At 55.6% G+C, this 20,129-nt stretch carries 22 protein-coding genes; 17 read left to right on the forward strand and 5 right to left on the reverse strand.

Going from position 1 to position 20,129, the window contains the following annotated elements:
* Window positions 1-5: 5 nt before the first annotated feature.
* Complete coding sequence (locus BR04_RS04215; protein WP_496354745.1) at window positions 6-524, forward strand: protease complex subunit PrcB family protein; 519 nt, start codon at window positions 6-8, stop codon at window positions 522-524.
* 54 nt (window positions 525-578) lie between these two features.
* Here the strand turns inward: BR04_RS04215 and nadA are convergent, their stop codons facing one another.
* Both nadA and BR04_RS04225 read right to left on the reverse strand, forming a co-directional pair.
* Entirely contained in the window at window positions 579-1,472 is an 894-nt protein-coding gene (gene nadA / locus BR04_RS04220) for a quinolinate synthase NadA (protein WP_496354746.1), read from the reverse strand.
* A gap of 210 nt (window positions 1,473-1,682) precedes the next feature.
* Window positions 1,683-2,324 carry a LolA family protein gene (locus BR04_RS04225; protein ID WP_496354747.1) on the reverse strand — a complete coding sequence of 214 codons (642 nt, stop codon included), beginning with the start codon at window positions 2,322-2,324 and terminating at the stop codon, window positions 1,683-1,685.
* Between the two features lie 122 nt (window positions 2,325-2,446).
* On the opposite strand from BR04_RS04225, the gene tgt reads away from it, so the two are divergent.
* From tgt to BR04_RS04240, 3 genes are all read left to right on the forward strand, one after another.
* Window positions 2,447-3,565: a tRNA guanosine(34) transglycosylase Tgt gene (gene tgt, locus BR04_RS04230; protein ID WP_496354748.1), complete on the forward strand. Its 1,119-nt coding sequence runs from the start codon at window positions 2,447-2,449 to the stop codon at window positions 3,563-3,565.
* Window positions 3,566-3,739: 174 nt separating this feature from the next.
* A complete protein-coding gene (locus BR04_RS04235) occupies window positions 3,740-4,168 on the forward strand; it encodes an OsmC family protein (protein WP_496354749.1) in 429 nt (142 codons plus the stop codon).
* 56 nt (window positions 4,169-4,224) lie between these two features.
* Entirely contained in the window at window positions 4,225-5,067 is an 843-nt protein-coding gene (locus tag BR04_RS04240; protein WP_496354750.1) for an Lcl domain-containing protein, read from the forward strand.
* A gap of 76 nt (window positions 5,068-5,143) precedes the next feature.
* On the opposite strand, the gene BR04_RS04245 is transcribed toward BR04_RS04240, so the two are convergent.
* Both BR04_RS04245 and BR04_RS04250 read right to left on the reverse strand, forming a co-directional pair.
* Window positions 5,144-6,532: a sigma-54-dependent transcriptional regulator gene (locus tag BR04_RS04245; protein WP_496354751.1), complete on the reverse strand. Its 1,389-nt coding sequence runs from the start codon at window positions 6,530-6,532 to the stop codon at window positions 5,144-5,146.
* Between the two features lie 151 nt (window positions 6,533-6,683).
* Window positions 6,684-7,469 (reverse strand): DUF169 domain-containing protein, encoded by a 786-nt coding sequence (locus BR04_RS04250; RefSeq protein ID WP_496354752.1) that lies wholly within the window; start codon window positions 7,467-7,469, stop codon window positions 6,684-6,686.
* A gap of 376 nt (window positions 7,470-7,845) precedes the next feature.
* Here BR04_RS04250 and BR04_RS04255 point away from each other — a divergent pair, with 376 nt between their 5' ends.
* The 13 genes from BR04_RS04255 (at window position 7,846) to BR04_RS04315 (ending at window position 19,437) form a co-directional block, all read left to right on the forward strand.
* Window positions 7,846-8,244 carry an NADH-quinone oxidoreductase subunit A gene (locus BR04_RS04255; RefSeq protein ID WP_496354753.1) on the forward strand — a complete coding sequence of 133 codons (399 nt, stop codon included), beginning with the start codon at window positions 7,846-7,848 and terminating at the stop codon, window positions 8,242-8,244.
* Window positions 8,220-8,813 (forward strand): NADH-quinone oxidoreductase subunit B, encoded by a 594-nt coding sequence (locus tag BR04_RS04260; protein ID WP_496354754.1) that lies wholly within the window; start codon window positions 8,220-8,222, stop codon window positions 8,811-8,813. Before BR04_RS04255 ends, BR04_RS04260 begins: the two co-directional genes overlap by 25 nt.
* Window positions 8,810-9,328, forward strand: coding sequence for an NADH-quinone oxidoreductase subunit C (locus tag BR04_RS04265; protein WP_496354755.1), 519 nt, complete (start codon window positions 8,810-8,812; stop codon window positions 9,326-9,328). The genes BR04_RS04260 and BR04_RS04265 overlap by 4 nt, the downstream gene beginning before the upstream one ends.
* Complete coding sequence (locus BR04_RS04270) at window positions 9,325-10,443, forward strand: NADH-quinone oxidoreductase subunit D (protein ID WP_496354756.1); 1,119 nt, start codon at window positions 9,325-9,327, stop codon at window positions 10,441-10,443. Before BR04_RS04265 ends, BR04_RS04270 begins: the two co-directional genes overlap by 4 nt.
* A gap of 5 nt (window positions 10,444-10,448) precedes the next feature.
* Window positions 10,449-11,435 carry an NADH-quinone oxidoreductase subunit NuoH gene (gene nuoH / locus BR04_RS04275; protein WP_496354757.1) on the forward strand — a complete coding sequence of 329 codons (987 nt, stop codon included), beginning with the start codon at window positions 10,449-10,451 and terminating at the stop codon, window positions 11,433-11,435.
* Window positions 11,432-11,878 carry a NuoI/complex I 23 kDa subunit family protein gene (locus BR04_RS04280; protein ID WP_320357342.1) on the forward strand — a complete coding sequence of 149 codons (447 nt, stop codon included), beginning with the start codon at window positions 11,432-11,434 and terminating at the stop codon, window positions 11,876-11,878. Before nuoH ends, BR04_RS04280 begins: the two co-directional genes overlap by 4 nt.
* The gene (locus BR04_RS04285) at window positions 11,875-12,399 is read left to right on the forward strand and encodes an NADH-quinone oxidoreductase subunit J family protein (protein WP_496354758.1); all 525 of its coding nucleotides are present in this window, start codon (window positions 11,875-11,877) and stop codon (window positions 12,397-12,399) included. The genes BR04_RS04280 and BR04_RS04285 overlap by 4 nt, the downstream gene beginning before the upstream one ends.
* Window positions 12,393-12,713: an NADH-quinone oxidoreductase subunit NuoK gene (gene nuoK, locus BR04_RS04290; RefSeq protein ID WP_496354759.1), complete on the forward strand. Its 321-nt coding sequence runs from the start codon at window positions 12,393-12,395 to the stop codon at window positions 12,711-12,713. The genes BR04_RS04285 and nuoK overlap by 7 nt, the downstream gene beginning before the upstream one ends.
* A 27-nt stretch (window positions 12,714-12,740) precedes the next feature.
* Window positions 12,741-14,234 (forward strand): monovalent cation/H+ antiporter subunit D family protein, encoded by a 1,494-nt coding sequence (locus BR04_RS04295; RefSeq protein ID WP_496354760.1) that lies wholly within the window; start codon window positions 12,741-12,743, stop codon window positions 14,232-14,234.
* 19 nt (window positions 14,235-14,253) lie between these two features.
* Entirely contained in the window at window positions 14,254-14,490 is a 237-nt protein-coding gene (locus BR04_RS04300) for a hypothetical protein (protein ID WP_496354761.1), read from the forward strand.
* Window positions 14,480-16,285, forward strand: a complete 1,806-nt coding sequence (locus tag BR04_RS04305) for a Na(+)/H(+) antiporter subunit D (RefSeq protein ID WP_496354762.1) — start codon at window positions 14,480-14,482, stop codon at window positions 16,283-16,285. Before BR04_RS04300 ends, BR04_RS04305 begins: the two co-directional genes overlap by 11 nt.
* A gap of 30 nt (window positions 16,286-16,315) precedes the next feature.
* Window positions 16,316-17,914: a complex I subunit 4 family protein gene (locus tag BR04_RS04310; RefSeq protein ID WP_496354763.1), complete on the forward strand. Its 1,599-nt coding sequence runs from the start codon at window positions 16,316-16,318 to the stop codon at window positions 17,912-17,914.
* 98 nt (window positions 17,915-18,012) lie between these two features.
* Window positions 18,013-19,437, forward strand: coding sequence for an NADH-quinone oxidoreductase subunit N (locus BR04_RS04315; RefSeq protein ID WP_496354764.1), 1,425 nt, complete (start codon window positions 18,013-18,015; stop codon window positions 19,435-19,437).
* Between the two features lie 153 nt (window positions 19,438-19,590).
* Here BR04_RS04315 and BR04_RS04320 read toward each other — a convergent pair whose 3' ends face one another.
* Entirely contained in the window at window positions 19,591-20,004 is a 414-nt protein-coding gene (locus BR04_RS04320) for a hypothetical protein (RefSeq protein ID WP_496354903.1), read from the reverse strand.
* Window positions 20,005-20,129 lie beyond the last annotated feature (125 nt).

The following is a 20,129-nucleotide window of genomic DNA, read 5'->3' on the forward strand; positions in this document are numbered from 1 at the left end:
AAAGCGTGCATCAGAGGACGTGGCGGATTCTGGGAGTTTTTTTTATGGCCGGACTGGTGCTGCATGGCTGTCCTGCGGGCAGAAAAAATGTGGGCAGTACTCCTGTGGCAGAGATCCTCTACCATGGATCGGATTGCGGTTTACGCAGTGATGCGCCCATGGGCATCTGGCTGGGTTCGGCATCCGATCTTTTTGCCCTGGATGCGAATCCGCCCGGTCTTTGTGAGGCAGGGCGCAGTCTTTTGTTGCAGCATGTGGATTTCGAACGGGAAGGGGTGCTGCTTCTGGGGCTGGGAAGGCGATCTACGGGGGGCTATGGTATCCGTCTGGCGTCTTCGGAACTGGAGGTCAGCGGGAATACGGCCATGCTCCGGCTGCATCTGTCACGTCCGGCTCCGGGCAGCCGTGTCACCCAGGCCCTGACCTGGCCCTGTGCCCTGATCCGGATTCCCAAGGGGGAATACCGGCATATCCAGGCCATGGACATGGAAGGACTGATGGTGCTTAAAGCGCGGATTGACTGAGTGTCAGGGCCAAGAGTCGGTGCAGAGGACGCTTTATTCTTAGCCCTTAAGGCCTCAGCCCTTCATCAGCATCCGCTTGACGGCCCGGAGTGCCGGAATCCGGATATCTTCCGCTACGGTGACCCTGCCGGATTCATTTTTCAGGCTTTGCAGAATGTCTTCAGGGGTGATTTTTTTCATGTCCGGGCAGTACATGTCGAGACTTGCTGGGTAGAATTTTTTCTCCGGACAGGCCTGCTGTAAGGGATGGAGCAGCCCGGTTTCCGTTCCGATGATAAACTCCCTGTGACTGGATTCCTGCGCCATGCGGATCATGCCGGAGGTGCTGGTCACGGCATCGGCGAGGGTCAGAACTTCGGGAGGGCATTCAGGATGGGCAATGAAAAAGGCCCCGGGGTGACGTTCTCTGGCTTCTTTTACGGCATTCCGGGTAAGGGTATTGTGGAAGGGGCAGAAGCCTTCCCAGAGGTGAATTTTTTTGCTGGTATGGGCGGCAGCGTACAGGGCCAGGTTGCGATCCGGTGTCATGAGGATGGCCTCACTGTCCAGGCTTTCCACAATTTTCAGCACATTGGCGGAGGTGCAGCAGATATCCGAGAGGGCCTTGACCGCTGCTGTGGAGTTGACATAGGTCACCACGGGAATACCGGGAAGTTCGGCTTTGCGTTTTTTCAAGGACTCAGGGGTGACCATGTCCGCCATGGGGCACCCGGCATCCGCCACAGGGAGCAGAACCGTTTTCTGGGGAGAGAGGATGGCGGCGGTTTCCGCCATGAAGCGTACGCCACAGAAGACAATGATATCCGCATCCGTCTCTGCGGCTTTGATGCTCAGCTCCAGGGAATCGCCGCAGAGATCGGCAACTTCCTGGATTTCCGGGGGTTCATAATTATGAGCGAGTATGATGGCATTTTTTTCTCTGGCAAGCTTCCGGATGATTTCTTTCATGGCTGATCGTCCTGTCTGTTGTATGGAAGGGAGGCGGCTGTGACCGCTGCCCTGTCAATCCGTCAGGGGGGATACCCGAGACCTTTGCAGGGAGGGCATAAAAGGCCTTTTCTCTTTGCAGCCTTTTCTTTCAAAAGCGTATTTTTTTCAAGATTTATCTGAAGGGTTTTGTTTGGGTAATCCATCCTGTTTTTTCCGTACACGCGTGGGTCACTGCGCCAGTTCAAAAGATTGCGTTCCCGGCGGAGGGATGAAGAGGAACATGGATTCGGGACATTCCGCATGGGATTCTTCTCCAAAGAAGCGTAACCGTGTGATATCCCCATAGGTATTGAGGGTTTCCGCACTGAGAATGCGGCCCGTATGATTTTCCGTTTCAATGAAAAGCTCTGTGAGACCGGGTTCGGGATGGTTGGGCAGCAGCCTGATCCGGCGGACGTCAGCTGTTGGTTCTCCGGTTTCTGAACGGCTGAAGTCCTCCCGCAGGGAGGTCAAATCCGCCAAAAAACGTCCCCCTTTACCCTTGCCGAAATAGGGTTCCGCAGGGCCGCTCATGACTTCTTTTTCCAGAGGGGAGTGGATCCAGAGGGTGGTACCGTCCGTCACGATGAGGCGGGGTTCCGGACTTTCATATTCCCAGCGCATCCGCCCGGGGTGGGCAAAAACCACCCGGCCTTCGGCTCTTTCGGAAATCCCCATGGCTGCAAGGATGGAAATCTGCTGAAAATGGGCGGAAAAGCATTTGCCACCGTAGCGGGCTTCCATCAGATCCACAGGGTCTTGTTCGGCATGGGTTGTTCCCATGGGAACAAGGCCTGCAAGAAATAAAAAAATCAAAAAAAAACGGTACATGGTTTTTTCTCCTGTATAAGAATGATACAGCAGGCGTTACGGTAGCGAAAAGCAGGACACTTGTAAACGCTGCTGTGGGGTGTTGGCCGGAAACAGTACAGATAAGACGTAAGGAAAAGCGCATGGCGCAAAAGGATATTCAGTTCAGGCTGATGGCAAAAGACAAAAGCGGTGCCCGCAGGGGCTGCTTCACCACCCACCACGGAACCGTTCAGACCCCCGCCTTCATGCCCGTGGGGACGGCGGGTTATGTCCATTCCACTCCCACGCGGGATGTGGCGGAAAGCGGTGCCCAGGTGCTGCTGGCCAACACCTACCATCTTTCTCTGGGGGAGCGTCTGGCTTCGGTGCGCTATATGGGCGGGCTGCATCGTTTTATGGGCTGGGATCAGACCATCTTGACAGATTCCGGTGGGTTTCAGGTGTTCTCCCTGCCGGATCGGGTGATTGATGATGAGGGGGTGACCTTTTCCTATGAAGAGGACGGGGAACGGGTGAAACTGACCCCTGAGCGTTCCATGGAAATACAGCGGGATCTCGGGGCGGATATTGTGATGGCCTTTGATGAATGTGTCTCCCACACCGCAGACCGGGCCTATGTGGCAAAATCTCTGGGGCTGACAACGGCCTGGGCGAAACGATGCCGGGACTTTGCCCTTCAGGAACACCAGTTTCTTTTCGGGATTGTGCAGGGAGGCGTGTTTGATGATCTGCGCCGCAGGAGTGCAAAGGAAATCACGGATATTGCCTTTGACGGTTTTGCCATTGGCGGGGTCAGTGTGGGAGAGGGCTTTGATCTGATGCGCAAGGTGGTGGGGGTTACCGCTCCCTGCCTGCCCGAAGACATGCCGCGCTATCTCATGGGTGTCGGCCTTCCCGAAGATATCCTGGAGGCCGTGCATCTGGGGATGGATATGTTTGACTGCGTGATTCCCACCCGCTACGCCCGTCAGGGTACCCTCTTTACCCGTACAGGCAAGCTGCGTATCAAGAACAAAAATTTCCGGAAAGACCGTTACCCTCTGGATACCCAGTGTTCCTGTTATACCTGTCGTACCTTTTCCCGCATGGTGCTGCGCTATCTTTTCTTTTCAGGAGATCCACTGGCGGAAACCCTGGCCACCATCCATAACCTGACGTTTTATCAGGATCTGATGGCAGATATCCGTAAAGCCATAGAAGAAAAGCGTTTTGAGGCTTTCAAGAAAGAATGGCTGGAAATTTATCGCAGGGGGCGTTGACTCTGCTGCGGGAAGACCCGGAAACTTCAGGGTTTCGATAGTAAATGCTGGATTTATGGGGCCGGGTATCGGAAAGAGCGGTGCGCAGGGGCCTTTCGGGGCTGTTGTGTGGGGGCAGGGGTGAAATCTGGCAGTCTCCTTTTCAGGAAAAGGGCGGCAGTATAAGGAAATGCCATGGGAACGGTGCATGTAGCGGGTCTGGGGCAGGGGCAGTTTTTGTTGCACCTGGGGGAGGGGACGGCAGAAATCCGGATCTGCGCTTCAGGAAAAGGACAGACTGGGGGGGCTTTTTCTCCAACGGATCTTGTGGCTGCGGCTCTGGGAGCCTGTCTGCTTTCGGTAATGGAAGGTCTTTTGACAAGATGGGGGTATGATTCTTCTGCCTTTTCTCTGAAAATTGAAAAGGAAATGGCGGATGCGCCCCGCCGCATTGCGGCCCTGTCCGTGACGCTCATGTGTCCCTTTCCCCTGGAACCTCTGCAGATGAAAAAGCTGGAAAGGGCCATGGCATTGTGTCCGGTGAAAAGAAGCCTTGGGGAAGACATCCGGATTCATCTTGTCTGGGCGCATCCCCCTGGAGACCAGAATCCTTTACCCGCCTGAGACGCAGGTTTACAGGATGGTATCACATCGCGTATCGGAAACAGGAGAAGAGGGTCATGATTTTCCGTATTTTTTTTCTTTCAGCATGTGCCGTTCTGTTGATGGGGTGCAGCCGCACGGAGGAATATGGGCTGCTGCATATCACATCCCATCCTGGGGACGTGCAGGTTTTTATCAATGGTGAACGCAGGGGAAACACCCCCGAGGTGGAAAGCCGTTCCTTTACCATCCGTTTGAAACAGGGGGTGTACCGTGTGGAGGGGTACCGACCCATCAACACGGATATGGAATATTATGGACTCCGTGAAAGTCTCCATGTGGGAGGCGATACGGAACAGCACCTTGTTTTGCGTATGGAAAAGCGCCTTACGGAAAAGGGGATGGCCAATGCCGCTGTTTTATATATGGAAAAGGCCTTTACAGACCGTTATGCCGATAACGGGGATGGCACCCTGACGGATAGGGAAACCGGGCTTCAGTGGATGCGTTGCAGTCTCGGGCAGCAGTGGGATGGAGAGAGCTGTGCGGGGGTTCCTGAGGCCTTGTCCTGGGCCAGAATCCGGGATGCCGCAGGAGCCTTCAATTATGAAGGCGGATACGCCGGAAAGACGGACTGGCGCATTCCGGATGTCAACGAGCTGAGTTCCCTTGTATTTTGCAGTTCCGGGTATCCTCAGTACTGGAACACGACAAAAAGTCCCTGTGGCGGGGAGTACCGTCGTCCCGCCATCCTGGATGCCGCCTTTCCCAACACGCCCAGTACATGGTTCTGGACGGTCAGTGAGGATCTGCAGGATCCGTCTTCCGCCTGGTTTGTTTTCTTTCATTACGGCAGCAGCACCACAGGGCGAAGGGATAACGAAAAATGTCTGCGCCTTGTCAGGGAGAGCGGCCTGTAGCTTTTGAGAGCGCGCGTCTTTCTGCCACCCGACACAGGTTTTCTGACACTGCGGATCCCGGATACCGGGATCCGTTTTATTCCGGATAGCCTCCATCACATCCCGTCTGGGGTCGGTAAGGTGCCGGGGAAATTTCATAGCGGCGCATGATCTGCTGGAGGGCCTGGCGTTCCAGACCGCAGGCCTTGGCTGCCCGGCTTACATTGCCGTGGTTGCGTTTGAGCAGGCGGCCAATATAGGTTTGGTTGAAGCCTTTCAGAGCCTCTTCTTTGGCATCCTTGTAATGGGCCTGATTGAGGGCTGCGGAGCAGGGGCCCAGAGGTTTCGGGCCGGAGAGCTGCACGTCATCCAGGCCAATTTCCGGGGCATTGGAGAAGAGGATCCCCTGGATAAGGGTGTTTTCCAGTTCCCGGATATTGCCTTCCCATGGGTGGGCCGCCAGACGTTTCATGAGATCCGGGGCAAGGTATTTGCCATGTTTTTTTAATTTATGGCAGTTTTTTTCCAGAAGGGCCTGAGCCAGGGGGGGGATATCCTCAGGCCTTTTCCGCAGGGGGGGAAGGTGGATATGGCGTGCGGCCAGGATCCGGTAGAAAGCCTTGCTGAACTGCTGTTCCTGAATTTTTTTTTCAAGATTGTGCCGGGTGGATGCCAGAAGACGTACCCGCCCCGTTGCACTTTCAGGAGTGTTCTGAAGAAAATCCGTCAGTCTTTTTTGTAAATTCAGGCTGATATCCCCGATTTCATCCAGAAAGAGAGTTCCCCCCAGAGCGGCATCCAGAAAGCCTCTTTTTTCCGTATCTTCCTCACGGCTATCGCCAAAAAGATCATTTTCAAGAAGTGCATCTCCAATGCTGGGGCAGTGCACCCGGATAAAGACGCCGCTGGCCTGCGGACTCAACTGGTGCAGGGTGCGGGCGGCCAGTTCCTTTCCCGTTCCGGACTCCCCTGTGATCAGTACGGGAGTGTCACTGGTGGCGGCCATGGTGATGGCATCCAGTACCTCTTTCATGGTGGGGGACTGACCTGCGATGCGGGAAAAAATCCGGTGACAGTAAGATTCCTGGCTCAACTCCCGGCGTTCCCGCAGAAGAAGGCTGCGTTCCAGCCCCCTGCGGACAGCCATGCGGAGAATGAGGGGGTTCAGGGGGGAAGGCAGAAGATCGCAGACTCCGTCTTCAAGGATCTCCGGGGCCAGGATTTCTTCAGGCCGGAGTCCGAAAAGGATGAGGGTGGGATCTGCTTGCAGAATCCGTATTTCCTGAATCAGATGCAGAGGGGCAGAGCCTTGAATCCGGGCATCCATAAGGACAAGGTCGTAGGTCTGGAGGGGAAAACACTGGAGGGCACTTTCCCGGCTGCTGGCATTGCTGAGGGTGCCGGTGCACTCCCTGCCGATGATCTGCTGGAGGATTCTGAGGGTTTCCGGGTCGTCGGTGATAATGAGAATGGCAGGTGAAGTCACGTTTTTTTCAGGTCTTTATCTTTAAGGGTTGCAGCACCATTGAATCTGTATCCAGGAAGAGACCTTTCCTGAAAGGAAACATGCCTCTGCCTTCTTGATCCGGATGCGGAAGGGAGAAGCATGTCGCAATGAGTTTACCGGTTTTTCTTTATCAATCTTTTGAAATGGGGTCAAAGCGGAAGAGGGGACATCCCTGGCAGGCATCCAGCCCGGGCCAGTCATGGTTTCCCCTGCCCACAAGGGACGTTCCCCCATTTTTTTCTTTCCGTCTGATGAGCTGTGCCATTGTGGGCAGAAACTGGCTTCCCGGTATGGCAAGGTTCATGTAGGCCATTTCTGTTTTTCCCGAAGCTTTTGAACCGGCACACATGGTGTTCATGTTGGCCGTCTGCTGCTGCAAAGCCCACACGCTGCCCCCGCATACGGCGGAATTGGGCGTGTGACAGAAATTAAGGCAGGTCTTGCCCATGGCTCCCATATAGTCATTCAGCACATGATACCCCTGAAAGGGCTGTACCAGCATATGGACGATATCCGGTGTGCGGTTCAGGGCATCAAAGGCAGGCAGGGGAGCCAGGTAGACCCCCTGATACCGGTTCAGGGGGAGATGGGCTTTGTCTTTGGCGGCTTGCAGGGAAAGTTCCGGATCCAGAAGGTATTTCCGGTGTACCTTCTGGTCTGTATCCCCTTCCACTTCCCGGAAGCCGAAGCAGATTTCTGCATTTCGGCATAAAAGTTTTTCCTTTTCCATGAAAAGGGCATAGCGACCCTGCCGGACTGCGGCAAGGTACTGGCAGAAGGTAAGCTTGTTGCGGGTTTTGTGGGTCTGGGGCAGATCTTCAGGGGTGTCTTCCGTGGAGACAAAGAGAATGCCCACAGGATCGTAATCCAGTCTGAAGGCGGAGATGATCAGGTCAAGGGCTTCTTGGTAGGTCATGGTTTTTCTCCTCGTACAGGCGTTTCAGGGCAGGAAAGCGGCCCTTGCGGGTCTGGGGCCGTCTGCCGTTTTTTGTATGGTGCTGAGGTTTATATATTAAATTTTATTTGTCAACTTTTCGGTTTCAGCCTGAAAAATATATGTAAAAATCCTTGACAGGCAATACTGCTTTTTGCAATAGCATAAATCCTCAAATGCGGCATGGTACACGGTTATTTCTGGTCTGAGGGCGATTTTGACTTTCCGGCGGAGGCTAAAAAACAGGAGAGTAACCGTGTTTATGCTTTAAAACCCGTTTTGATTCAGGGCTTTTTTACAAGGTCTTTTCTTAAACTCAAGGTCGCATAGCCCACTTTTACGTTGCAGGAGTCTTTCGATGCTGATCGAAGAACAGTCCCTCATTGAGTACATGTACATCATGCTCTTTTTAGGTGTGGGCTTCATGGCGGCCTTTGCACCTTTTATTGTGGCCTGGTTTCTGGCCCCCCGCAGAAAACTTACGGCCCACCATGTCACCAACTATGAGTGTGGCATGGAACCCTATGGTACGGCCTGGGATTTCCGCTATGGGGTGGCCTATTACCTCTACGCCCTCATCTTTCTGGCCTTTGATGTGGATATTCTCTTCCTCTACCCCGTGGCAACGGCTTTCCAGCATGCGGAACCCCTGCGCGCGGTGGTGGAATTCATCATTTTTGTGGGTATTCTGTCCCTTGCCATCGTTTATGCCTGGGTCAAAGGAGTCTTCCATTGGCAGAGAAGAAACAATTCATAAGCCTTGACGCCCATGTGGCGGAACTTTCGGCCAGGGTCGGAAACGATTCCGGCCTGGAGCTGGTCTCCCCCGGCCCCCTCATGCGGCTGGAGCTTGCGGAAAAGATCACCCAGCTCTGTCAGGCCAACTCCCTCTGGCCCATGACCTTCGGTCTTGCCTGCTGCGCCATTGAGATGATGGCCGTGGGCATGGCCCGCTTTGATATTTCCCGGTACGGAGCCGAGGTTTTCCGGCCCTCTCCCCGGCAGAGCGATCTCATGATCGTGGCGGGTACGGTGAACAAGAAAATGGCCGAGGCCGTGGTGACCCTCTATGAGCAGATGGCCTACCCGAAGTGGGTTATTGCCATGGGCAACTGCGCCATTTCCGGCGGGCCCTTTGCCGTTGCGGAGAATTACGCGGTGGTGGAAGGGGTGGACAAGCTCATTCCCGTGGATGTCTATGTGCCGGGCTGTCCTCCGAGACCCGAAGGACTCATTGAGGGGATTCTGAAGCTTCAGGAAAAAATCGCCGGAACCCGTCATCCCTTCCCCCAGAACCGTCATCCGCAAAGGGGGGGCAAGGCATGAAGGCAGAAACCCTGATCAGCCGCATGGAGGCTTTTCCGTTTCAGTCCGCAGACTACGCCGTAAAGGGCGTGCATGTGGAGGGGCTTCTTGAAAAGGAAGACTGGCGGAAAGCGGCCAGCGCATTGTTTGCCGAAGGTTTTTACCTTGTCTTTGTCAGTGCCGTATCCCTGAAGCCCGCCCCCTGCGTTGTCTGCCAGTTTGCCCGGCACGACAGCCTTCTGCGGGTGAACCTCCGGATGTTCGCGCACAACGACGAGGCTCCCACCATTTCGGATATCTTCCACAGCGCAGCCTGGTATGAACGGGAAATCCACGATTTCTTCGGCATCATTTTTACGGGCAACGACGATATGCGTCCCCTCATCCTTTCGGAACTGGATGCGGGCTTTCATCCCCTGCGCAAAGGAGATGCGGCCTGTCTGGAGGCGGAAAAACTGGGTTTTATCGTGGTGGAGAGGGAGGCGGAATCCGCAGCCCGGGAAACCCCAAGTCAAGGGAGCCCTGAAAGCGCATGATGAACGAAGCACACAAGGATAAGGGGCGGCATCGCTTCCTCCTCAACATGGGACCCCAGCACCCCGCCACCCACGGGGTTCTCCGTCTGGTGCTGGAAATGGACGGAGAGTATGTCCTGCATCTGGATCCTGTTCTTGGCTATGGCCACAGGATGCATGAGAAAATGGGCGAATCCCGCCCCTGGCCCGCTTTTCTGCCCAACACGGCCCGTATGGACTATCTGGCGGCCCTGCCCTACAACCATGGCTATGTCAGTCTTGTGGAAAAAATGGCAGGTATCGAGGTTCCCCGCAGGGCGGAGTTCATCCGCGTGGCCACCTCGGAGCTGAACCGCATCGCAAGCCATCTGCTCTGGGTGGGGGCCTTTCTTCTGGATCTCGGGGCCTTTACCCCAATTCTCTACGCCTTTGATGACCGGGAAGAAATTCTCGATATTCTGGAAGACATCACGGGCAGTCGTCTCACCTATTCCTATTTCCGGGTGGGCGGGGTGTACCGGGATGTGGATGAAAAATTCGTCGAGCGGAGCCGGGCCTTTATTCAGAGAATGCGCAAGCGTCTGGAGATTTACCGTAAACTGGTTACGGGCAACATTATCTTCATCAAGCGCTGTGAGGGCATTGGTATCATCACCGAAGAAATGGCCCGCCGCTATGGCGTGACCGGGGCCAACCTCAGGGGATCGGGCATTGCCTATGATATCCGCCGGGCGGAACCCTATTCCGTGTATCCGGAGCTGGATTTTGAGGTGCCCGTGGGGAAAAACGGCGACAGCTATGACCGCTATCTGGTTCGGATGCAGGAAATCGAGCAGAGTCTTCGCATTCTGGAACAGGCCCTGGACAGACTGCCCGAAGGGGAGTTCAAGGGGAAAACGCCCAAGAAGATCAAGCTGCCGCCCCATGCCGCCTCCTTTTCCGTGGAAGCGGCCAGGGGAGAGCTTCTTTATTATATGGTAGGCCAGGATTCGGATATTCCCTATCGTCTCAAGGTGCGGGTGCCTTCCTATGCCAACTTGAGCCTTATTGCCGAGCTCTGCCAGGGGATGCTGATTTCGGATCTTGTGACCGTGATGGGCAGCCTTGACCTCGTAATCCCGGAAATTGACAGGTAAATACCATGATGGATACCGCTTTTTTACCGCCTGAGCTTGTACGCATGCTGATCTGCGCCCTTCTGGTGGTCTCCGTGGTCTTTGTGAACGCCCTTTTCATGGTCTATGCGGAAAGGAAGATCGCAGGGCACATCCAGCGGAGACCCGGGCCCTATGAGGTGGGCTGGCACGGGATTCTCCAGACCCTGGTGGACGGGATCAAGCTCATGACCAAGGAGCTGGTGGTGCCCGATACCGCCAACCGTCTTCTGTTCCGGGTGGCTCCGCTTCTGGCCTTCACCCCCGTGGTCATGCCCTTTCTCGTACTGCCCTTTTCCGAGAAGCTGACCGTTCTGGATCTCGATATCGGCCTCATCTTCATCCTTGCCATGGCCAGCCTCAACGTCATGGCCATCCTTGTGGCGGGCTGGAGTTCCAACAACAAGTATGGTCTTTTCGGTGCCATGCGCTCCGTGGCCCAGAACATTGCCTATGAAATTCCCATTCTGCTGTCGCTTCTGGCTGTGGTGCTCATCACCAATTCCTTCAGCATGAAAGCCATTGTCCATGCCCAGATTTCCGGGTTCTGGTTCTGTCTTGTGCAGCCCGTGGCCTTCATCATCTATCTGGTGGCGGCCGTGGCGGAAACCAACCGGGCACCCTTTGACCTTCCTGAGGCGGAAAGTGAGCTCACAGCAGGGTTCCATACGGAATATTCGGGGATGGGCTTTGGCCTCTTTTTTCTTGGTGAATACACCAACATGTTTATCGTGAGCAGTGTTGCCGTCGCCGTGTTCCTGGGCGGATGGAGCGGCCTGCCCCTTCCCCTGGACGCATGGACGGGAGCCCTCTGGTTTCTTGTGAAGGTGTATGTCCTGATGTTCATCATGATCTGGATCCGCTGGACCTACCCCAGGGTACGTTTTGACCAGCTCATGAACCTTTCCTGGAAATACCTGATTCCCTTTGCGCTCCTTAACCTCATTGTAACGGCGGTGATCGTAAAACTATGAGCGGCTATTTTTCCGACCTCTACCAGGGCACAAAAAGTCTGCTGGTGGGCCTTGGCGTGACCTTCAGGGAAATGCTCAGGCCGACGGTGACGGTGCATTACCCCCGTGAAAGCCTGACCATTACTCCCAACTTCAGGGGTCATATCGAGCTTGTGCCGGATGATGAAACGGGCGCTACCCGCTGCATCACCTGCGGCATGTGTGCCAAGGCCTGTCCTTCGGCCTGCATCACGGTGCGCAGTGAAAAACCGGAAGGCTCCAAGAAAAAGGTGCTGACGGGATTTGAGCTGGATTTTACCCGGTGCAGTCTCTGCGGCATCTGTGTGGAAAGCTGCCCTGCGGATGCCATTGCCTATTCCCAGGACTACAGACTTGCAGGATTTTCCCGTGAGGACTTCCACATGGATCTTCTCCTGCGCCTCGGAAAGGGAGGTCATTCATGACAGCCTATGTCTTCATCGCAGAGGCCCTCTTTTTCGCTTTTGTGGTGCTCATCTTCATGGGAGCCCTCCTGGCCGTACATGCAAGGCTGCTCATGCATGCGGTTTTAGGCCTTGCGGTCTGTCTTCTCGGTGTGGCGGGGATTTACTTTTATCTCGGCAGCATCTTCCTCACCATGATGCAGATCCTCATCTACGTGGGGGCCATCTGTATTCTCATGGTCTTCGGAGTCATGGTGGGCTACACGCCCCAGGAGATTGCAGAAAGCAATTTAAAGGGCAAAAACCGTTTTCTGGCCTTAAGCGCGGCTTTTTCCGGTTTTGTTCTGCTCCTGACCGCTCTGCTCCGGGCCACCTTCAGACCGGCTGCGGAAACCGTGGGAGATTTTTCTCTGCCCTGGCTGGGGGAAACCCTTCTGTACCGCTACTGCCTTGCCTTTGAACTCATTTCCGTGGTGCTGCTGGCCGCCATCATCGGTGCCATCATCCTTGCCACCGGCGGAAGGGAGACGGAAAAATGCTGAGTGTAAGCACAAGCCTCACCACCTACCTTGTCATTGCCCTGGTGCTTTTTGTCATGGGGATTTATGGCATGGTGCGCCACCGTTCCTTCATGGGCATGCTCATCTCAACGGAGCTGATCCTCTGCGGCGCTTCCATCAATTTCATGGCCTTTAACCGCTTCATTCTGGCGGATCCGGCCACAGGCCAGGTCTTCACCCTTTTCATCATGGGGATTGCCGCTGCCGAAGCCGCCATTGTGGTCAGTTTCATTCTGGCCGTTTACCGTACGTACAGAACCGATGATCCCAGTGCGGTTCAGGATCTGCGTCATTAACCCGAAGCCAATTTGAGGCAAACCGGTATGGACACCATGATTACCAGCAAGATTCTCCTGCCCGTGCTTCTGCCCATGCTCACGGCCATGGCTGTGATGGCTTCGGGCGCACGGCCCAACCTCAGGGAATCCTTTTCCCTTGCAGGCGCGGTGCTGACCTTCATCTCCGTTGCCCTGCTCCTGCCCCATATTCTGAACGGGGGAAGTTACGCCTATACCCTCTTTGAACTCTGGCCCGGCATTTCCGTGAAGCTTCACATTGATGCCCTGGGTCTCCTGTTTGCCGGTACGGCCTCCTTTCTCTGGATTCTTGCGGCCATCTACTGCATCGGTTACATGCGGGGCCTAAACGAGCACGCCCAGACCCGTTTTTACGTCTGCTACGCCGTTTCTGTGGGAGCGGCCCTGGGCGGGGCCTTCTCGGGCAGCCTTTTCACGCTCTACCTCTTCTATGAGATCGTCTCCATTTTCACCTATCCTCTGGTCATGCACCATCAGGATGAGGAAGGTTATGCCGGAGCAAGGCAGTACATCGTCTATCTCATGTTCACCTCCAAGGCCTTTCTCCTTCCGGCCATGGCCATCATCTACGTGCAGTGTGGCACCCTGGATTTCGCCGCAGGCAGCATCGCTTCGGGCATCTTCCCGGCGGACGCCTCCCGCTTCCTTGTGGTGGTAAGCTATATCCTGCTCTTTTTCGGCTTTGCCAAGGCCGGTGTCATGCCCCTTCACTCCTGGCTGCCCTCGGCCATGGTGGCCCCTACGCCGGTGTCCGCCCTGCTCCATGCGGTGGTGGTGGTCAAGATCGGGGTCTTTTCTGTCTGTCGCATTATGCTTTCCGTGTATGGGGTGGATCTTCTCGCGGATACGGGGCTTGGGCTGATCACGGCCTATTTTGTGAGCTTTACCATTATCACGGCTTCCGCCATTGCACTCACCAAGACCAACCTCAAGGCGAGGCTCGCCTATTCCACGGTGAGCCAGCTTTCCTATATCATTCTTGGCGTAGCCCTTCTGACCCCCAACGGCATCACAGGCGGTCTCATCCACATCGCCAACCACGGTTTTGCCAAGATTACCCTCTTTTTCGCGGCGGGCTGCATCTTTGTCGCCACCCAGAAAAAGGACATCCGGGAGATGGCGGGGCTGGGTTTTGCCATGCCGCTTACCATGCTGGCCTTTGGCCTTGCCTCCCTTTCCATGATCGGGGTGCCGCCGGTATCGGGTTTTGTGTCCAAGTGGTACCTGGCTCTGGGTACCATGGACATCAACAACCTGATTCTGCTGACGGTGCTCCTGGTGAGTTCCCTTCTCAATGCCGGATATTTTGTTCCCGTGGTACTTACGGCCTTTTTCGGTAAACCCGAAGACGGGGGAACCGGGCCATCCGATGTCCGCCTGCTCGAGACCCGTCCGCTGATTCTGTTGATGGTGATTCCCTTATGCATTACTGCGGCCATTTCCGTACTCATCGGCATACGGCCGGATCTGCTGCTGACCCTTGTCCATCTTCTGATGTGAGGCTTTTATGGGACGATTGATGACCTGGCTCCGGGAGCGGGCCTTGTGGTTCAAATGGCTGTTTTTCGCCTTTCTCGGTGGGGCGGTGGCCTATGATTTCATGGCGGAGCGCCATGAGCCCCATTTTTTCGGGGACACCCTGATCGGATTCTGGAGCGTATTCGCCCTTCTGGGCTGCCTTGGCATGATCGTGCTGTGCAAGGGCATTTCCCACGCCTGGCTTATGAAGCAAGAGGATTATTACGATGACAAGTAGTATGCTTTCGCCTCTGGCCCTGCTGCACCCCTGGCTTGTGCATCCGGCCACCCTTTTTATTCTGGGAGCCCTGCTCATGCCCGTGCTCTGCCGGGTAAAACTCAAAAATGCCGCTCTGGTGATCCTTCCCCTGCTGGCCTTCTTCCAGATCAACGCCCTGCCCGAAACCTTTGGTCAGGTGTCCTGGATGGGGTTTGATCTTGTTTTTGGCAAGGTGGACAAGCTCACCTATGTCTTCCTCCATGTCTTCACCCTTATGGCGGTGATCGGTTCCTTCTTTGCCCTCAAGGTGGAGGACTGGGGCCAGCACACCGCCGCCTGGCTCTATGTGGCGGGCTCTCTCGGGGTGACACTGGCCGGGGATTACCTCACCCTCTTTGTCTTCTGGGAACTCATGGCCGTGGCTTCCACCTTTCTTGTCTGGTACAGGAAAAAGAAGAAATCCATTGAAGCGGGTTTCCGCTATCTTCTGGTGCATATGCTGGGGGGGCTTGTGCTTCTGGCGGGGATCTTCCTCAAATACCGGGCCACGGGCGGGGATCTTTCCTTTGTGCAGATTCTGCCATCGGATGCGGGTCTTGCCGATTACCTCATCATGATCGGCTTCATGCTCAATGCCGCCGTACCGCCCATCCATGCCTGGCTGCCCGATGCCTATCCCGAAGCCACGGTGACGGGGGCGGTCTTCATGTGCGCCTTTACCACCAAAACGGCGGTCTATGTCCTTGCCAGAGCCTTCCCCGGCTTTGAGGCCCTCGCCATTATGGGTGCCATCATGACCCTTTACGGGGTTGCCTACGCCGTCATTGAAAACGATGCCCGCCGTATCCTGGCCTATCACATCGTCAGTCAGGTGGGGTACATGGTCTGCGGTGTGGGGATCGGAACGGCCATGGCCATCAACGGAGCCGTGGCCCATGCCTATGCCCATATTCTCTACAAGGCCCTGCTCTTCATGGGTGCCGGGGCTGTGCTGGAAATGACGGGCCGCTCCAAACTCAACGAGCTGGGCGGACTCTACGGGAAAATGCCCCTGACCCTGATCTTCACCGTCATCGGCGGCATTGCCATTTCGGGTTTCCCCCTCACCTCGGGCTTTGTGTCCAAATCCATGATCATTGCCGCAGCGGGTGAAGCCCACAGAACGGGGCTTCTCCTCATGCTCACGCTGGCGGCCGTGGGAACCTTTCTTTCCGTCGGCATCAAGCTGCCCTATTACATCTGGTATGGCGGCAAATCCGAGCCTTCGGTACCCCATGCCCAGGATCCTCCGGGATGCATGCTCTGGGCCATGGCCATGGCGGCCTTCATGTGCTTTTTCCTCGGGGTGCATCCGGAGTTCCTCTACCGTATGCTGCCCTTTGAGGTACATTATGAACCCTACACGGCCTATCACCTCTCCGAAACCCTCCAGCTTCTGGGCTTTACGGGGCTGGGTTTCTATCTCATGGTAAAAAAACTGGGGCCGGAGCCGAAGATGAATCTCGATCTGGACTGGTTCTACCGCAAGGGAAGCCTCGGTTTCATGGCCTTTGCAAAGGGGCCTCTGTCCCGGGCCAACGACGGGGTGGGGGAGGTGTACCGCACCATCGGTCTCGCCTGGATCATGGTGACGGCAAGGGCCCTGTCCTGGTTTGACAGGGAAGGCATTGACTATGTGGTGGACGGCTCCGCCAAAGGGGTGCTGGATGCGGGAGACAGGCTCCGCCAGGCCCAGACGGGAAAAATTCAGCATTACATCGGCGCTGCGGCAATTCTGCTGTTTGGCATCATGATCGTGGTGATCCTCCTTTAAAAAACCGAAGACCCGGATACGGTATTCAAGATGACAAATGTTCTCCTTTCCAACAGTCTGGCTTATCCCATTCTCTCGGTGGTGCTGCTGACGCCTCTGGCCGGCGCTGCCTGCTGCTTTTTCATCCGGAACCAGACCATCCTGAAACTCTGGGGTCTTCTGGTCACCCTCATGACAGCGGCGCTCAGCCTGCCGCTCTGGACGGCCTTTGACCGCAGCACGGCAGCTTACCAGTTTGTGGAGGTGATGGACTGGTTTCCCGCCATCGGCCTTTCCTACCAGCTGGGGGTGGACGGCATTTCCGTTCTTCTCGTGCTGCTCACCACCCTCATCATGCCCCTTTGCATTCTCTGCTCCTGGAAATACATTGAGCACCGTCTGGCGGAATTCATTTTCGCCATTCTTGTGATGGAAGCCGCCATGATCGGGGTTTTTGTCAGCCTGAACACGGTGCTCTTCTATATTTTCTGGGAAGCCATGCTCATCCCCATGTACCTGCTCATCGCGGTCTGGGGCGGACCCCGCAAAGATTATGCGGCCATCAAATTCTTCCTCTACACCTTTGTGGCCTCCATCTTCTTTCTTGTGGCCATCATCGCCCTCAGGGTCAAGGTGGGCACCTTCTTCATCCCGGATCTCATGGCAGCTTCCTACAGCTTTGGCTGGCAGGCCTGGATTTTTGCGGGCTGCGCTCTGGCCTTTGCCGTGAAGATTCCCATGTTTCCCTTCCACACCTGGCTTCCCGCCGCCCATGTGGAAGCGCCTACGGCAGGTTCCGTGATTCTGGCTTCCATTCTTTTAAAAATGGGCGGTTACGGCTTTCTGCGTTTCTGTCTGCCTATGGCACCCCAGGCCACGGAGTTTTTCGCCCCCTTTTTCATCGTTCTCTCCCTGGTGGGAATCCTTTACGGTGGTTATCTGGCTCTGGGCCAGAGTGACATTAAAAAACTCATTGCCTATTCTTCCGTGGGCCACATGGGCTTTGTGACCTTGGGGATTTTCCTTCTCAACATGGAAGGTCTCAAAGGAGCCATGCTCCAGATGATCAACCACGGCATCACCACGGGTGCTCTCTTTATCTGCATCGGCATCATCTATGAGCGCACCCACTCCAGGGAGCTTCAGGACAATGCGGCGCTGGGCATGTTCATGCCGGTTTATGTGACCTTCCTCGGGATATTTTCCCTTTCTTCTCTGGCCTTCCCCGGAACCAACAGCTTTGTGGGCGAGTTTCTCGTTCTTATGGCAGCATTCCGCACCCAGCCTCTGGTGGGCGCCATCGCCATCCCCGGTGCCATTCTGGCAGCGGCCTATATGCTGCGGATGCTTCAGAAGATGGTCTGGGATAAAAGTGACGGCCACGCCCATCCCCATGGGGAGGCCGCACTGGAGGGCCTGCATGGACATGGAGGGGAAGAAGGGGGCCATGGCGATGATCATGGTCATGAGAGAAAACTCTGGGATCTGGATCTCCGGGAGATGGCCTGTCTGGCCTTCCTTGTGGTCTTTGTCTTCTGGATCGGCCTGCATCCCCAGCCCGTGCTTTCCGTGATGGATGCCAGCATCAGCCACCTTCTGGAACAGGTGGCCGCAGGTCAGGGGGTACTGGAAGCCGGAACCGGCCACTGAAAGGGTTTTCGGGCCGGGAGCTTCGGTGTTCAGGAATCTTTATTTCCGTTTTTTTTGAACATGCACTTGCCAACCTCAAGGTTTAGGATCGATACACCATGGATATGATGGAATTTCTCCCCGAACTGGTCCTCATCGGGATGACCCTGGTCTTTTTCGGGCTTTCCCTGTTCAATGCCGCTCCGGCCCTGGTGGGCAGGGTTGCCCTGGGAGGCTCAGGTATTCTCATCCTTGCAGCTGTGGCTGGCCTGAACGCCGAAGGCATGCTCTTTTTTGATGCTTACCGCGTGGATCTGTTTTCTCAGACCTTCAAGCTGATTCTGGCCGCAGGCCTGGCCGGTGTTCTGGCCCTGGCTTCGGGGTTTCCGGGGGTGCGGAGGGAGCTTTCCGCAGAATATGCCATGTTCCTTTCCATCTCTGCCATGGGACTCACCTTCCTTGTCAGTGCGGTGGAGCTGCTCACCCTCCTGCTCTGCCTTGAGATTTCCTCCTTTGCCCTTTATGTGGCCATTCCCATGCGCAAAGGGGCCCACCGGACCCAGTATGAGGCGGGTCTCAAGTACGTGCTCTTCGGGGCGCTGTCAACGGGTATCACGGTTTTTGGCATGAGCTATGTGGTGGGGCTTACGGGTACCACCTATATTGCAGAACTTGGCCCCCTGCTGCCGGGGCTTCTTTCTTCCCAGCCCCTGGGGCTTATCGGTTTTCTCCTGATTCTTACGGGCTTTTTCTACAAGCTGGCTCTTTTCCCCATGCACTTCTGGACTCCCGATGTCTATGAAGGGGCCGCCAACGAAACCACAGCCTTTGTGGCCACCCTGCCCAAGATTGCGGCCGTGGCCCTTCTCATCCGCCTTGTGGCGGCATGTGGCGTGGACTCTGGCCATCTTGTGTGGATTCTTGGGGTATTTGCCGTCCTTTCCATGACCTACGGCAACCTCGCCGCTCTGGTGCAGACCGATATCAAACGTCTTCTGGCCTATTCCTCCATCGCCCATGCCGGTTATGTCATGGTGGGTATCCTTGCCATGGGGCCGGAAGGCTTCAGCGCGGCCATCTATTATGTTTTCGGTTATCTTGTCATGAGCCTTGGCTGTTTCTATGTGGTCTGTCAGGTGGCAACTTCCGGCGACAACTTAAGCCTCGACGGCCTGAAGGGCCTGCACCGCAGATCCCCCCTTCTTGCCTTCACCCTGGCCGTTGCAGCCTGTGGTATGGCGGGGATTCCCCCTGCCGTGGGCTTTCCCACCAAGTTTCTCGTGTTTACCGCAGCCATCTCCAAGGGCTATTACGGCCTTGTCATTCTTGCGGTGATCAATGCGGCCATCTCCGCCTTTTACTATCTGAAACTGGTGCGGGCTGCCTATGCCCTGCCCGAAGGGGAGGTGGCCGGGGAAAAACTTACCCTGGGGCTTCCCGCAGCCCTTTTCGGTATGCTGATTACCGCTGTTGTGCTGGCAGCCGGTATCTTCCCGGAACCCCTGGTGGCCATGGCAAAGGATGTGGTGGCCTTGCTGCAATAAAAAAAACGAAATGCTATGCGGAGAAAAAACTGTTTTTTCCTGGAAAACTAAAAACCAGAGCCGGAATTCTGACCTTGTGTCAGATTCCGGCTCTGGTTTTTTCTGGCGGAAGGGAGAGATGCTTTGGAAGAAATCTATGGGGGGAGAAAGTGCTTATTGGGAAACCATCCAGACATAGAGTTCTTTGGTGGCGGGATCTTCCCAGATCTGTCGAATCACAGCACGGATGGTCTCTCCGGAAGTGGTTTGTATGCTTACCGTTTCCATCTGGGTTGTCGCGCTTTCCTGGGAGCCTGAGGTGTGGGTGGCCTGCCAGGATTGTACTTGTGTTCCCTTTTGTCTTGCAAGCTCATCAATGGCATTGGAAATGGCCAGTTGCCGCTGGGCCTGGGGACCACGGATATGAACACGGGCAATGCCAACGCCCCCCATACGACCGTCAGGGGAGGGGTTGTGGATGAATGCGGGACGGGTATCTGTACGGTGGGATCCTGTGGAGCGGGTATGCGGGGCACATGCCGTGATGGCAAGGGCAAGGGTAAGACAGAGGAAAAGCTTTACGGACATGCAGTTTCTCCTTTCTCATGACCTGACAGGCATGGATGGATCACCTGCCATCTCAGGCCTGTATCAATTCCCCCACCTTTATTCTCCAGGGTTCTGGTTTGCCTTGGGAGCTGTGATCAGATGCA

The organism is Desulfobotulus sapovorans DSM 2055 (assembly GCF_059569355.1).

What these genes read in the sequence shown, in the direction of transcription:
- BR04_RS04235 (WP_496354749.1), top strand. Translation starts at nt 3,740, where the DNA reads ATGGGAACGGTGCATGTAGCGGGTCTGGGGCAGGGGCAGTTTTTGTTG.
- BR04_RS04255 (WP_496354753.1), top strand. Translation starts at nt 7,846, where the DNA reads ATGCTGATCGAAGAACAGTCCCTCATTGAGTACATGTACATCATGCTC.
- BR04_RS04305 (WP_496354762.1), top strand. Translation starts at nt 14,480, where the DNA reads ATGACAAGTAGTATGCTTTCGCCTCTGGCCCTGCTGCACCCCTGGCTT.
- tgt (WP_496354748.1), top strand. Translation starts at nt 2,447, where the DNA reads ATGGCGCAAAAGGATATTCAGTTCAGGCTGATGGCAAAAGACAAAAGC.
- BR04_RS04310 (WP_496354763.1), top strand. Translation starts at nt 16,316, where the DNA reads ATGACAAATGTTCTCCTTTCCAACAGTCTGGCTTATCCCATTCTCTCG.
- BR04_RS04265 (WP_496354755.1), top strand. Translation starts at nt 8,810, where the DNA reads ATGAAGGCAGAAACCCTGATCAGCCGCATGGAGGCTTTTCCGTTTCAG.
- BR04_RS04320 (WP_496354903.1), bottom strand. Translation starts at nt 20,004, where the DNA reads ATGTCCGTAAAGCTTTTCCTCTGTCTTACCCTTGCCCTTGCCATCACG.
- BR04_RS04280 (WP_320357342.1), top strand. Translation starts at nt 11,432, where the DNA reads ATGAGCGGCTATTTTTCCGACCTCTACCAGGGCACAAAAAGTCTGCTG.
- nadA (WP_496354746.1), bottom strand. Translation starts at nt 1,472, where the DNA reads ATGAAAGAAATCATCCGGAAGCTTGCCAGAGAAAAAAATGCCATCATA.
- BR04_RS04240 (WP_496354750.1), top strand. Translation starts at nt 4,225, where the DNA reads ATGATTTTCCGTATTTTTTTTCTTTCAGCATGTGCCGTTCTGTTGATG.
- nuoH (WP_496354757.1), top strand. Translation starts at nt 10,449, where the DNA reads ATGATGGATACCGCTTTTTTACCGCCTGAGCTTGTACGCATGCTGATC.
- BR04_RS04225 (WP_496354747.1), bottom strand. Translation starts at nt 2,324, where the DNA reads ATGTACCGTTTTTTTTTGATTTTTTTATTTCTTGCAGGCCTTGTTCCC.
- BR04_RS04285 (WP_496354758.1), top strand. Translation starts at nt 11,875, where the DNA reads ATGACAGCCTATGTCTTCATCGCAGAGGCCCTCTTTTTCGCTTTTGTG.
- BR04_RS04270 (WP_496354756.1), top strand. Translation starts at nt 9,325, where the DNA reads ATGATGAACGAAGCACACAAGGATAAGGGGCGGCATCGCTTCCTCCTC.
- BR04_RS04295 (WP_496354760.1), top strand. Translation starts at nt 12,741, where the DNA reads ATGGACACCATGATTACCAGCAAGATTCTCCTGCCCGTGCTTCTGCCC.
- BR04_RS04300 (WP_496354761.1), top strand. Translation starts at nt 14,254, where the DNA reads ATGACCTGGCTCCGGGAGCGGGCCTTGTGGTTCAAATGGCTGTTTTTC.
- BR04_RS04315 (WP_496354764.1), top strand. Translation starts at nt 18,013, where the DNA reads ATGGATATGATGGAATTTCTCCCCGAACTGGTCCTCATCGGGATGACC.
- BR04_RS04250 (WP_496354752.1), bottom strand. Translation starts at nt 7,469, where the DNA reads ATGACCTACCAAGAAGCCCTTGACCTGATCATCTCCGCCTTCAGACTG.
- nuoK (WP_496354759.1), top strand. Translation starts at nt 12,393, where the DNA reads ATGCTGAGTGTAAGCACAAGCCTCACCACCTACCTTGTCATTGCCCTG.